Annotated in this window: 12 protein-coding genes and 1 tRNA gene; 11 read left to right on the plus strand and 2 right to left on the minus strand. The window is 59.3% G+C overall.

Annotated elements, in window-relative coordinates:
- Nucleotides 1–55 precede the first annotated feature (55 nt).
- The 4 genes from HU730_RS01220 to HU730_RS01235 all read left to right on the plus strand — a co-directional run bounded on the left by HU730_RS01220 (nucleotide 56) and on the right by HU730_RS01235 (nucleotide 5,865).
- Nucleotides 56–772 (plus strand): MgtC/SapB family protein, encoded by a 717-nt coding sequence (locus HU730_RS01220; protein WP_003190369.1) that lies wholly within the window; start codon nucleotides 56–58, stop codon nucleotides 770–772.
- 288 nt (nucleotides 773–1,060) lie between these two features.
- Complete coding sequence (locus HU730_RS01225) at nucleotides 1,061–1,687, plus strand: response regulator transcription factor (protein ID WP_034127079.1); 627 nt, start codon at nucleotides 1,061–1,063, stop codon at nucleotides 1,685–1,687.
- 6 nt (nucleotides 1,688–1,693) lie between these two features.
- Entirely contained in the window at nucleotides 1,694–5,308 is a 3,615-nt protein-coding gene (locus HU730_RS01230; protein ID WP_186527296.1) for a transporter substrate-binding domain-containing protein, read from the plus strand.
- Between the two features lie 134 nt (nucleotides 5,309–5,442).
- Nucleotides 5,443–5,865, plus strand: coding sequence for a hypothetical protein (locus HU730_RS01235; RefSeq protein WP_057978362.1), 423 nt, complete (start codon nucleotides 5,443–5,445; stop codon nucleotides 5,863–5,865).
- Nucleotides 5,866–5,989: 124 nt separating this feature from the next.
- On the opposite strand, the gene HU730_RS01240 is transcribed toward HU730_RS01235, so the two are convergent.
- Nucleotides 5,990–7,069: a 3-deoxy-7-phosphoheptulonate synthase gene (locus HU730_RS01240; protein WP_096143316.1), complete on the minus strand. Its 1,080-nt coding sequence runs from the start codon at nucleotides 7,067–7,069 to the stop codon at nucleotides 5,990–5,992.
- Nucleotides 7,070–7,686: 617 nt separating this feature from the next.
- On the opposite strand from HU730_RS01240, the gene HU730_RS01245 reads away from it, so the two are divergent.
- Both HU730_RS01245 and HU730_RS01250 read left to right on the plus strand, forming a co-directional pair.
- Entirely contained in the window at nucleotides 7,687–8,436 is a 750-nt protein-coding gene (locus HU730_RS01245; RefSeq protein WP_186527295.1) for a carbon-nitrogen hydrolase family protein, read from the plus strand.
- A complete protein-coding gene (locus HU730_RS01250) occupies nucleotides 8,437–8,883 on the plus strand; it encodes a GNAT family N-acetyltransferase (protein WP_058410179.1) in 447 nt (148 codons plus the stop codon).
- Nucleotides 8,884–8,918: 35 nt separating this feature from the next.
- On the opposite strand, the gene HU730_RS01255 is transcribed toward HU730_RS01250, so the two are convergent.
- Nucleotides 8,919–9,158, minus strand: a complete 240-nt coding sequence (locus HU730_RS01255) for a DNA-binding protein (RefSeq protein WP_081095754.1) — start codon at nucleotides 9,156–9,158, stop codon at nucleotides 8,919–8,921.
- An 82-nt stretch (nucleotides 9,159–9,240) separates the two neighbouring features.
- On the opposite strand from HU730_RS01255, the gene HU730_RS01260 reads away from it, so the two are divergent.
- From HU730_RS01260 to HU730_RS01280, 5 genes are all read left to right on the plus strand, one after another.
- Complete coding sequence (locus HU730_RS01260; protein ID WP_003190384.1) at nucleotides 9,241–9,606, plus strand: helix-turn-helix transcriptional regulator; 366 nt, start codon at nucleotides 9,241–9,243, stop codon at nucleotides 9,604–9,606.
- A 151-nt stretch (nucleotides 9,607–9,757) separates the two neighbouring features.
- Nucleotides 9,758–10,399, plus strand: a complete 642-nt coding sequence (gene uvrY / locus HU730_RS01265; protein WP_003190387.1) for a UvrY/SirA/GacA family response regulator transcription factor — start codon at nucleotides 9,758–9,760, stop codon at nucleotides 10,397–10,399.
- 1 nt (nucleotide 10,400) lies between these two features.
- Nucleotides 10,401–12,224 carry an excinuclease ABC subunit UvrC gene (uvrC, locus tag HU730_RS01270; RefSeq protein WP_186527294.1) on the plus strand — a complete coding sequence of 608 codons (1,824 nt, stop codon included), beginning with the start codon at nucleotides 10,401–10,403 and terminating at the stop codon, nucleotides 12,222–12,224.
- A 32-nt stretch (nucleotides 12,225–12,256) separates the two neighbouring features.
- On the plus strand, nucleotides 12,257–12,817 hold the full coding sequence (gene pgsA, locus HU730_RS01275; RefSeq protein WP_003190391.1) for a CDP-diacylglycerol--glycerol-3-phosphate 3-phosphatidyltransferase: 561 nt from the start codon (nucleotides 12,257–12,259) through the stop codon (nucleotides 12,815–12,817).
- A 60-nt stretch (nucleotides 12,818–12,877) separates the two neighbouring features.
- Nucleotides 12,878–12,953, plus strand: a tRNA-Gly gene (locus HU730_RS01280).
- Nucleotides 12,954–13,129: the final 176 nt, after the last annotated feature.

Below are 13,129 nucleotides of genomic sequence, written 5' to 3' on the forward strand. Positions count from 1 at the left end.
CTCCTACAGGGACCTGCGAGTTACCAATGTGCCGCTGCATTCATGGAGATTTCTTATGCAGGCAATCAACAACATCAACCTCAACTCCCTGGTCGACACCGTGGTCAGCCTCAGCGCTGCGTTTATTCTCGGTGGCCTCATCGGGTTCGAGCGCCAGTACCGCCAGCGCACCGCCGGCTTACGTACCAATGTGCTGGTGGCGGTGGGCGCGGCGATCTTTGTGGACATGGCCAACCGACTGGGCGGTGCGGAAGGCGCGGTGCGCGTGGTCGCTTACGTGGTGTCGGGCATCGGCTTCCTGGGGGCGGGTGTGATCATGCGGGAGGAGGGCAATGTGCGCGGGCTCAATACGGCCGCCACCCTCTGGGCTTCGGCCGCGGTGGGTGCCTGCGCTGGCGCCGACCTGATCCTCGAGGCGTTGCTGGGCACGCTGTTTGTGCTGGCGGCCAACACCTTGCTGCGGCCGATCGTCAACAACATCAATCGTCAGCCCTTGGACGTGGTGTCGGCAGAGGTCACCAATATCCTCTATGTCATTGCGCGCCGCAGTCAGCAACAGGCCGTGATGGTGTTACTGGAAGCCGAGTTGGCACGCTGCAACTACCCTGCCAGCGACGTCGACGTGCGACCGTTCGGCAGTGACGAAGTGGAAATCGAGGCCATCCTGGCCGCCACGTCGGTGGATGGCGACGAACTGGACGCGCTGGTGGCGCGCCTCTCAACGTCAACCCTGGTGGTGCAGGCCTTCTGGAGTCCGAGCACCACCGACTGATCCTTATGGGCTGGCCAGGATTGGCTAAGCTTGCATGTGGAAAAATCCTACATGTTGTCCGGATTATCCCTTCGGTTGAAACATCATTGCATTGCTAAAGTTGGGTACTTGCGGCTGTTGCGCCGTTGAGGCCCGGCGTTCGTCGCTCTGTTGAGTTAATTGAAAGGGCCAGACACTGCTTGGTTACCGCTTCAAGGAAGCAGTGCCGCTTGTCGGAACTGTCATTTCTCACAGGTACCCAGGTCCGGCGTGATGTGTAAGGGTATTTTGTCCACATAAGGAAGTTTTATGAGCAAAGCATTAATTGTGGATGACCATCCGTTTATCCGGGCAACGGTCAAACACCTCCTGCAATTGGAGGGGTTTGATGAGATTTTTCAGGCGGGGGATGGCGCTGACGCCATGCAGTTGGCGAGGGAGCAACGTCCCGAGCTGATTATCCTCGACCTGGCGATGCCTAAATTAGGCGGGTTGGAGGTTATCAGCCGCATCAAGGCGTTGGGCTTGCCGTGCAAGATTCTGGTACTGACCTCCTACCTGGCGGTATTTTTTTCTACCCGTTGCATGCGTTCCGGCGCGATGGGGTTCGTCGCCAAGACCGGTGAGCTGGATGAGCTGCAAAAGGCTATCAAAGCGATCATGTCGGGCTACAGCTGCTTCCCCAGTTTGCCGACCAGTTCGGTGCGCCGCGATGATCTGCAAGAAACGGAACGGCAGATGATCGAGTGCTTATCGGACCGTGAGTTAACCGTATTGCAAATGTTGGCCCTGGGGCTGGGCAACAAGGAAATTGCCGAACAGATGCTGCTGAGCCACAAGACCATCAGCACTTACAAGACTCGACTCAAGGAGAAGTTACGCATGTCTTCGGTAGTGCACTTATCCAAGTTTGCCCAGCGCAACCATCTGATCTGAATTGAGATGATCACCACCGCGTTTATAAGGTTCGCCATGATCTTCTGGATGAGCCTGTTACCTCAGATCGCGGTGGCCCTGGATGAGCCCCATGCTTTGCGGCTGTTGGGGCACTCACGTATTGACACCCCGCAAGTAGCACTGGACGAGTCTGATTGGCGCTGGCTGCGCGAGCGGCGCACATTGTTGATGGGGGTTTCTGCTCCCGATTACGCGCCTTTTGACTTGACCAATAACAACGACGAGCTCGAAGGTATCACCGCCGATTTTGCCGCACTGGTGGGTCAGGCCCTGCATATCTCCATAGAGGTACGGCGTTACGATACCCGCGATGAAGTGATCGAAGCCTTGAAGCAGGGGGGCGTGGATTTTCTCGGTTCCGCCAATGGCTACGAAGCGGCCGACCCGCAACTGCTTTTGTCTCGCTCCTACGCCAACGATCAACCGACCCTGGTGACTCGCAGCGGCGATAGCCAGGTGTTGAACGACGACCTGGCGGGCAAGCGTGTAGCGATGCTGTATCACTATATGCAGCCCGACGCCGTTCGGGCGTTTTACCCCCAGGCCCAATTGGAGTTGTTTGCCTCGACTTTCGAAGCCATTGGTGCCGTAGCGTTTGGTCGCGCCGACGTCTATTTGGGGGATGCTATCAGCAGCAACTATCTGATCAATCGCAATCACCTCAACAATGTACGTATGGCGGATTTTTCCGGCTTGGAAGTCAACCCGTTTGCGTTTGCCGTCGCCCGCGAAAATACACGTTTACTGCCCATTCTCAATGCCGCGCTGGAGGCGATTCCCGCCAGCGAGCAGATGGAAATCCTGCGCCGCTGGAGCGGAGGTAACCTGGGGATAATCGGCGTTGACCGGTTGCATTTGAGTGCCAGCGAACAACGCTGGGTGCAAAAGAATCCAAGGGTCAGAGTCGCGGTACTCAATGACTTTCTACCGTTATCTTTTATTGGTGATCAAGGCCAGTTCGAAGGGTTGAGTGCCGAGGTACTATCGCGTATCAGCTTGCGTACCGGCTTGAAGTTCGATGTGGTCCCGGGCGGCTCATTGCCGCGCCAGATCAATATCGTCAGTGCGGGTACGGCGGACATGCTGGCGGTCGTCACGCCTAGCGCGGAGCGTGCTGAAAAAGTGCGCTTTACCCGGCCCTACCTGACCAATCCCTTTGTGCTGGTAACCCGTAACGGTCCCCACAGCCCGCTCACGCTGGAGGACATGGTCGGCAAACGCCTGGCCATGGTGGTCGGCAATGGCCTGCATGAGGACATAGCGAAAAATTTTCCAGGTGTGATGTTTGTCGACGTGGAGAACCCCCAGCAAGCCATGGCGCTGGTGGCCAATGGTGACGCCGACGGCGCGGTCAACTCGTTGATCAGCGCACGTTATCTGATCACCCGGTATTACCGCGACCGCTTGCGTGTCAGCAGCACGGTTGGCATTGAGCCTGCACGCGTGACCTTTGGGGTAAATCGCAGTCAGTTGGAGCTGTATTCGATCCTCGACAAGGCGCTGCTGAGCATCACCCCTCAGGAAATGGACGAACTGATTGGCCAGTGGCGTAGCGAGGTCATCATCGAGGACAGCTATTGGTTGCGTTATCGTAATGTGATTCTTCAGGGCTTTGGGTTGGCGGCGTTGTTGTTGGCCATCACGCTGGGCTGGGCGATTTACCTGCGCAGCCTGATTCGCAAGCGCCTGCAGGCCGAGCGAGCGCTGAGCGATCAGATGCGGTTCATGAGCGTATTGATCGACGGCACGCCGCACCCGATTTACGTGCGTGATCGCCAAGGGCGACTGATGGCCTGCAATAACGCCTACCTCGACGTGTTTGGCTACAAACTTGAAGACGTGATCGGCAGGACCGTAGTGGAAACCGACATCGAAAACCCGCCACAGGCCCGGTCGTTTCATGACGATTACCTGCGCTTGATGGCCGGCGGCGAGCCGCAGATTCATGATCGAATCCTCAAGGTGCCCAATGGCGATGTGCTGACCATTTACCAGTGGATGCTGCCGTATCGCGACGGCGACGAGAAGGTGGTGGGCATGATTGCCGGTTGGGTAGACGTAAGCGAACGGCACCGGTTGCTCGGCCAGCTACAGGAAGCCAAGGACGATGCCGACGCCGCCAATCGCGCCAAGACGACCTTCCTGGCGACCATGAGCCACGAGATCCGCACGCCGATGAACGCCGTGATCGGCATGATCGAACTGGCCTTGAAAAATGCCGAGCAGGGACGGGTCGACCGCGATGCTCTGGAGGTGGCCTCGGTGGCTTCGCGGGGTATGTTGGAGCTGATCGGCGATATTCTCGATATAGCGCGGATCGAGTCCGGGCATTTGTCACTGACCCTGGAGCCCGCCAATCTGCATGAGTTGTTGGCGTCGGTCGCACGCGTATTCGAGGGGCTGGCCCGAGCCAAGGGGTTGGCACTGCAGGTTGAGCTGGACCCGTTGATTGACCAGGCGGTGCTGGTCGACCCGCTGCGATTCAAGCAGGTGGTCTCGAATCTGCTGAGCAATGCCATCAAGTTCACTCCCCATGGGCAGGTCAGTTTGGTCGCGCAGGCGGTGGTCGAGGGCGATCGCTTGGCCGTGCAGTTATGGGTGCAAGATACCGGCATCGGAATCAGCGTCACCGACCAGCAGCGGTTGTTCAGTGTGTTCATCCAGGGCAGCAATAACCAGCAATCGGCACGCAGCGGGTCTGGGCTGGGGTTGGTGATCAGCCGCAGCCTGTGCGAAATGATGGGCGGCCAATTGCACTTGAGTAGTGTGTTGGGGCACGGCACTCGGGTGGACGTGACGTTGACCCTGGTCATGACCGCCACGCTGCCAGCCCCGGTTGAGCCTGTGCAAGAGGCGGCGCCTGAGGGGCGCGCGCTGAGCATTCTGGTGGTGGACGACTACCCGGCCAACCGCTTGCTGCTGGCCCGACAGTTGAGCTTTCTGGGCCACCGTATCATCACGGCCGAAGACGGTGTCCAAGGGCTTGAACAGTGGCGAACGGGGCAGTTCGACGGCGTCATTACTGATTGCAATATGCCGTTCAAGAACGGCTATCAGTTGGCCCAGGAGATTCGCGCACAGGAGCGTGAGCGGGGTCTGGAGCCCTGCCTGTTACTTGGGTTCACCGCCAACGCCCAGCCGGAGGAGGCCGAGCGCTGTCGGCAGGCTGGCATGGATGGCTGCCTGTTCAAGCCAACCGGGCTTGACGACTTGCGGGCGGCATTGGCGTCGCGTTCAGTTGGCACGAGCCCGCGACCCTTGGTTGCCTTCAACTTGAGCACCCTGGTTGCGCTGACCGGGGATGATCATGCCGCGCTGGTCGAATTGCTGGCGCCGTTACTCGAAAGCCTGGAGGCGGATCGTGCCTTGCTGCCACGGCTGGCAAGCCAGGCAGACTTTGCCAGGTTGCACGACCTGGCTCATCGTGCCAAGGGAGGCGCGCGGATGGTCAAGGCCAACCCATTGATCAGTGTATGTGAGGCATTGGAGGCGGCGTGTGAACAGCGGGACCGTCAGGCATTGGGACCAGCGGTTGAAAGCGTGGGTGAGGCGATCGATGTTTTGCATCATGGCTTAAGCGCTTATTGCAATCAGCCCTGACTGTGATTGATCGCCTTTCGGAGGATTTGGGAAAGTTCTTACATGAACGGGGAATAAGCCTGATTTTTTCGTCGGCATATGTCTGGAAAATGGGCGACGCTCACTGTCGAGCACTGCCTGCCCAGGGGTTTGCCATGCCGAACAAAGCATTGACCATCCTGATTGCCGATGAACAGCATCTGCAACGCCTGTACATCGAGAAAATGCTCAACCAGTTGGGCTATTACCGGATCGTGCCGGTGCAAACGTTCGAGGAGTTACGGATTCTCACCGCTATTCCTGCCGACCCATTCGATGTGCTGATTATCAATGCGGCGCTGATGGCCCAGGCTTACGAAGCTCAGCCTCAGGTGCGTCATGTGCTGGTCTACGATCACCTGGATCTGGGTGCGCCTTGCGGTGTAACGCCGGTAATACGGGTGCGCCTGCCGGGCGTGCCGGACAACGTCAATCTTGAACATTTCATGGGCATCGTCGACCCCTCGGAGGTCTTCCACGGCCTGCGAGTGTTGCCGTGGCTGCGGGAGTTATCCCGCATGCCGGTGGCCAGGGCCTAGCCGCGTGCCTTAGGGAGCTTGCCCCCGCTGGGGCGCGAAGCGGACCCGCTTTTTGTCTAAAATGACGGGGCCTGCACCCCGTCCAGCGAGAGCAAGGTCCCTCCCGGATTTTGATTTTCACCGATCAGTCGGCTTTGCGGTGTTCCCGCAATTGCTCAGCGGCACTGCGTAACAACTGCTCGGTCCCGTCCCAACCCAGGCAACCATCGGTCACCGAAACGCCGTATTTCATCGACGCGCTCAGCGGCTGGCAGCCTTCGAACAGGTGACTCTCAAGCATCATGCCGACCAGCGAGGTATCACCTTGTAGGCGCTGCTCCAGCACGTCATTGAATACCGCCGGTTGGCGCAGCGGGTTCTTGCCGCTGTTGGCATGGCTGCAATCGACCATGATCCGTGCCGCCACCTTGGACTTGGCCAGGTCATGCTTTACGTCGGCCACGCTTTGCGCATCGTAGTTGGGCCCACGGTGGCCGCCGCGCAGCACCAAGTGGGTGTCGGGGTTGCCGGGAGTCTGGATGATCGCCGGGTGGCCCTGGCTGTCCACGCCGAAATGACGATGCGGGTGAGAGGCTGAGCGCATCGCATCGCAGGCAATGGCGACGCCACCGTCGGTGCCGTTCTTGAAGCCCACGGGCATGCCCAGGCCGCTGGCCATTTCGCGGTGAATCTGCGACTCGGTAGTGCGTGCGCCAATGGCGACCCAAGTGAGCAGGTCATCGAAGTAGCCGGCGGCCATGGGTTGCAGCAACTCGGTGGCCACCGGCAGGCCCAGGCGCAGCATTTCACGCATCAGTTCGCGGGACAGGGTCAGGCCGGCGGCCATGTCATCGCTGCCGTCCAAGTGCGGATCGTAGGCCAAGCCTTTCCAACCCACAGTGGTGCGCGGTTTCTCGACGTAGGCACGGATCACCAGCAGCATCTGATCGCTGACTTCAAGCGCGAGCTTCTTCAGATTGCGCGCGTATTCCATGGCCGATTCCGGGTCGTGGATAGAGCACGGGCCGACAATCACCAGCAAGCGTGAGTCTTCGCCATTGAGGATGGCGCGCACGGCTTGGCGATGGGCGTGGACTTGTTCGTTGAGGAACGGGCTGAGCGGGAGTTGGTGCTTGAGTTCAAGAGCGCTGGGCAAACGCTGGGTCAGGGCTTCATTGGCGCTGTTGAGGGCAGAGACGGGCAAAGCGGCGACGGAGGAGTTCATATTCAAGGCTTCCTGGGCAAGCGGCGGGCGATTCCCGCACGCTTGGCCTACTGGGGTGTTCGACAATTGGCCGTATCGGCTACGTGTGTTGGCTTGCCACCACGGGGTGACCGGTCGGAGGCGGCAGGCTGTCCCGAACGGAGCTGGCTAAATCGCCATGCAGTGCAAGTGTCGTAGCGGTAATAAGTGGCGTAGTCCATGGTGTGATTCCTTTAAGTGAGCGTGATAAACAAATTGTCAGGCGCTGAAAAAACAAAACCCCCGGTCGGGGAGCCGACCGGGGGTTTAGATTTCTCTGGTAGGCGACCCCTTGAGTAGTGGGCGCCGATTTCAGGTATCAGGCGCGCCAGTGGCTAAACCAATACCCAAAATAAAAGCCGGCCATTGCGCTCGAACCGTTCACACGGGTAGCCGACACCGAGCGCAAGGCGCTGGCAGCAGGGCAAACCTGAGTGTGGGTGAGTGGCAACATGGGGCTCTCCAAATGATGGGGGGAGCTTACTAGAGGCGTGCGGGTGGATTCAATCAGTAATTTCTATTGCGTGGTAGTACTTACCGCTATGGGGTAAGTGTGGATATGCTGCTAACTCTCAACCAGTGATTGCCAGGACGCGACCATGACTGCCTTGACCCTTGCTGCGGCGCAAACCGTTTCCATCCCGGGCGATGTCGCTGCCAATATCCAGCGGCACCTGGCGTTGATGCGGGCCGCGGCTGAACAGGGCGTGCAATGCCTGGTGTTTCCAGAACTGTCACTGACGGGCTACGAGCCGTTCCTGGCGGCCGACTTGGCCATCGACCCGCAAGACGCCGTGTTGACGCCTTTGCGTGAGTTGGCGCGGGAGCTGCGGTTGACGGCTGTGGTGGGCATGCCGGTGCGTCTGGCGCCACAAACAGGTGTGCTGATCGGCGCGCTGGTGCTTGGGGCGGACGGTTCAGTAGGCGTCTACACCAAGCAGCATCTGCACCCCGGCGAAGAGCTGGCATTTGCCGCGGGGCAGGGCGGTGAAGCCCTGGAATTGGCCGAGGAGCGTATCGCATTGGCGGTGTGTGCGGACTTTTCCCAGGCCAGCCATCCACGTCAAGCGGCGGCAGCGAGCGCCACGGTGTATGCCGCCGGCGTACTGATCAGCGAGGGAGGCTACGCGGCGGACAGTGCTTTGCTTGAAGGCTATGCGGCCGAGCATGGCCTGTTGGTACTGATGGCTAACCACGGTAGCCCGTCCGGAGGCTGGGCTTGTGCGGGCCGCAGTGCGATCTGGACCGCCGATGGCAACTTGCTTGTTGCCGCCCCCGGTGTCGGCGACGCGTTGGTGATCGCCCGTCGCGACGGCGGGCAGTGGACCGGCCAAGTGGTCGCCCTCTGAATGAGGTTTCATTTGCGCCGGGCCATCGAGCAGGACCTGCCGTTTGCCCGCACCCTGACCCAGCAGGCCATGAGCCATTACTACCGTCAGAACGGCTTGTTGTGGTCCAACGACGGCTTCGACGTGGCCTGGGCGGGCCGCGAGAACTGGCTGATCTGCAACGATGACGTCGTCATGGGCTTTATCAGCCTGAGCCGCGATGGCAAGGCCCTGTATATCCGCGAGCTGCACCTGCTGGAATGCTGCCGCAAGCAGGGCGCGGGCACATGGGTGCTGGAGCAAATGGCGCTCAAGGCACGCGTCGAGGGCCTGGGCTTTCTACGTTTGACGGTGTTCAAGACCAACCCGGCAAGAAGGCTGTATCAGCGCCTGGGGTTGAGCATTGTCGGTGAAGAGGATGGCTTCTGGCGGATGGAGCGTGAGTGTCGCGCACTCACATCGGACTAAAACATGCACGTCCTACAAATAAGCGCATACTGCTGTCAGCTAGTGCTTTGTTCGTCGTGGGGTTGAGCTCTTGGCTCATCCACGATAACGCCCTCTTTCATGCCCAGAAGTACCGCCACTTTATGGGCTTCTCCACGCCGTCCCTTTTTGCGTCCGGAGAGCACTTGATACGTGGTTGCCGGGTCTACGCCATGCTCCCGGGCGAACGCTTGAACTGACTTTCCTTGATGTTCCAGCCAGGCCTTGGCTTGTGCAGCAGTACGGATTCCGGGCATAGTTCAAAACCGTTCAAGTTTGTTTAACGAAGTGATGGTGTGACACCTCTTGGGGTGTGCCAATTTAGGATCATACATCCAAATGAGTGGAATCGGTTCGCGCTTAAGGCAAGAAAGAGAGCGACTTGGCCTGTCGCAGAAAGTTTTTGGAGAAATTGGAGGCGTTGAAGCGAACGCCCAAGGCAAATATGAAAGCGGTGGTCGTGCACCCAAGGCCGACTATTTGTCTCGCGTCGCCGAAAAAGGTGTGGATATCCTGTACGTGTTGACCGGCAGCCCAACGCCGATCCAGCTGGATAACCTGAGCAAGATCGAAGAAAAAGTGCTGGGCAATTACCGAGCGATGTTCAAGGAAGACCAGGACGCAATCCGTCGCTTGACCAGTACCTTGGCTGAGCATTCATCCGTGGTGAACGGAAAAGCCAAGTCGCCCCCCCAGGAATCCTGACCTTTAGCCCAGGAAACAGGGCTGTTCGCCAGCCGGCGAACAGCCGCAGCACGTTTAATCTCTATATATATGACACTTGCAACTAGGTCTGCGCCTTGGTTTTTTGCTAAGGTGTTCAGCAACCTATAAGACCATATCGCGAGGTGTCTGCTTGATTAGGGTGCTAGTAGTCGATGACCATGATCTCGTTCGTACAGGCATTACACGAATGCTGGCTGACATCGACGGCCTGCAAGTAGTCGGCCAGGCGGAGTCGGGGGAGGAATCCCTGATCAAGGCCCGGGAGTTGAAGCCCGATGTGGTACTGATGGACGTCAAGATGCCTGGGATTGGCGGTCTTGGTGCCACGACCAAGTTATTGCGCAGCCATCCGGACATCAAGGTCGTGGTGGTCACGGTGTGCGAGGAAGACCCGTTTCCCACCCGTTTGCTGCAAGCCGGTGCCGCCGGCTACCTCACCAAGGGCGCAGGCCTGGCCGAGATGGTGCAAGCCATTCGCCTGGTATTTGCCGGCCAGCGTTACATCAGCCCGCAGATTGCCCAGCAATTGGCGATCAAGTCGTTCCAGCCCACCAGCGATTCGCCATTTGATGCGCTGTCGGAGCGGGAAATCCAGATCGCCCTGATGATCGTCGGTTGCCAGAAGGTGCAGACCATCTCTGACAAGCTGTGCCTGTCGCCCAAGACCGTCAATACCTACCGTTATCGTATCTTCGAGAAGCTTGCCATCAGCAGTGATGTTGAATTGACCCTGCTCGCAGTGCGCCACGGCATGGTGGACGCCAGCGCCTGACATGACCACACCGTTTGATCCGAGTGCCTTTCTCTCCACCTGCAGTGGCCGCCCCGGCGTGTACCGCATGTTCGACAGCGAGGCGCGCCTGCTTTACGTGGGCAAAGCCAAGAACCTGAAGAACCGTCTGGCGAGCTACTTTCGCAAGACCGGCCTTGCGCCGAAAACCGCCGCTTTGGTGGCGCGTATCGCCCAGGTCGAAACCACCATCACCGCCAATGAAACCGAGGCGCTGCTGCTTGAGCAGACGCTGATCAAGGAATGGCGGCCGCCCTACAACATCCTGCTGCGTGATGATAAATCCTACCCTTACGTGTTTTTATCGGATGGCAACTTTCCGCGCCTGAGCATTCACCGCGGGGCAAAAAAGCAAAAGGGCAAGTACTTCGGGCCTTACCCCAGCGCCGGGGCGATTCGTGAAAGCCTGAGCCTGCTGCAAAAAACCTTTTTTGTGCGTCAATGCGAAGACAGCTTCTACAAGAACCGCACCCGGCCGTGCCTGCAATACCAGATCAAGCGCTGCAAGGCGCCCTGCGTGGGCCTGGTGGAACCTTCGGAGTACGCCGAGGATGTGCGCCATTCGGTGATGTTCCTCGAAGGGCGCAGCAACGCACTCACCGATGAGCTGTCCGGGGCCATGGAGCAGGCCGCCAGCACCCTCGATTTCGAAAAGGCTGCCGAACTGCGCGACCAGATCTCCCTGCTGCGCCGTGTCCAGGACCAGCAAAGCATGGAAGGCGGCACCGGTGACGTCGACGTGATCGCCGCGTTCGTCAACCCGGGCGGCGCCTGTGTGCACCTGATCAGCGTACGAGGCGGGCGGGTATTAGGCAGCAAGAACTTCTTCCCGCAGACCGGTATCGACGAAGACGTGGCAGAGGTCATGGCCGCGTTCCTTGGCCAGTACTACGTCAGCAGCCCTGAGCGCGACCTGCCGTCTGAACTGATCGTCAACGTGGTGCACGTAGACTTCCCCACCTTGATCGAGGCCATCCACGAGCTGCGCGGCCGCGAGCTGGACATCAGCCACCGCGTACGCGGCACCCGTGCTCGCTGGCAGCAACTGGCCGTCACCAACGCTGAACAGGCCCTGGGTGCACGCCTGGCCAATCGACAGCACGTTGCCGCACGCTTCGACGCCCTGGCCGAAGTCCTCAACCTGGACGAGCCGCCCCAGCGCCTGGAGTGCTACGACATCAGCCACTCCAGCGGTGAGGCCACGGTGGCCTCCTGCGTGGTATTCGGGCCGGAAGGGCCGATCAAGGCCGACTACCGGCGCTACAACATCGAAGGCGTTACCGCAGGCGATGACTACGCCGCCATGCACCAGGCGCTCACGCGGCGTTTCAGCAAATTGAAGGACGGGGAGGGCAAATTGCCCGATATCCTGCTGGTAGACGGCGGCAAGGGCCAGTTATCCATGGCCCGTGACGTGCTCAACGAACTGGCGGTGCCGGACCTGATCCTGCTCGGTGTGGCCAAGGGCACCACGCGCAAGGCCGGTTTCGAGACGTTGTACTTGAATGATGCCGCCCATGAGTTCACGTTGAAGGGCGACTCACCCGCACTGCACCTGATTCAACAAATCCGCGACGAAGCGCACCGTTTCGCCATTACCGGCCACCGCGCCCGCCGTGGCAAAACCCGGCGAACCTCAACCCTGGAAGGGGTGGCAGGGGTTGGCCCGACGCGGCGTCGCGACTTGCTTAAACATTTTGGTGGCTTGCAGGAGCTGTCCCGTGCCAGCATTGACGAGATAGCCAAAGCACCCGGTATCAGTAAAAAGCTCGCTGAATTGATTTATGCAAACCTGCACAGCGAATAGAATGCCTTCTCACCTCGTAGCCAGTTGTGCCGATGAATATCCCTAATCTGATCACCGTTCTACGCGTCCTGCTTATCCCGATTTTCATATTGTTGTTCTATTTGCCGTATGAATGGAGCTACGTCGCCTCCAGTTCGGTATTCGCCTTCGCAGCCGCCACCGACTGGCTCGACGGCTACCTGGCGCGTCGCCTGGAACAGAGCACGCCCTTCGGCGCGTTCCTCGACCCCGTGGCCGACAAACTCATGGTGGCCGTCGCCCTGGTCCTGCTGGTGCAGGAACACGGCAACCTGTGGCTGACCCTGCCGGCCGCCGTCATCATCGGCCGCGAGATCGTCGTCTCGGCCCTGCGCGAATGGATGGCCGAAATCGGCGCCCGCGCCCACGTGGCCGTCTCCAACATGGGCAAATGGAAAACCGCCGCGCAGATGCTCGCGCTGGTGATCCTGCTGGCCAACCCGTCGGACTTCTCGTTCTGGGTGCTCACCGGCTACGCCTTGCTGCTGGTCGCCGCAGGCCTGACCCTGTGGTCCATGCTGCAATACCTGCGCGCCGCCTGGCCTCATCTGCGAACCACCGTTGAAAAGAAATAAAACTTTTTTGAATCAAGGGGTTGACGGGTGCTGAGGATTCTATAGAATGCGCATCACCAAGCGGGAATAGCTCAGTTGGTAGAGCACGACCTTGCCAAGGTCGGGGTCGCGAGTTCGAGTCTCGTTTCCCGCTCCAAGCATAAAAGAAAAAGCCACTCTAACGAGTGGCTTTTTTTTGCCTGTGATTTACGGAATAGACGCTTCGGCGTCTTTTTTTGTGTGCAAAACCGTGGGTGCTCAGTGTGATCCGGTAAGACTCAAATTCGTATTGCTCCTGGATTCGCTCAGTTCACCTGTCACCAAGCCTGCTAC

It is taken from the genome of Pseudomonas sp. SWRI22, from assembly GCF_014268395.2.
Lineage (GTDB): Bacteria > Pseudomonadota > Gammaproteobacteria > Pseudomonadales > Pseudomonadaceae > Aquipseudomonas > Aquipseudomonas paracarnis.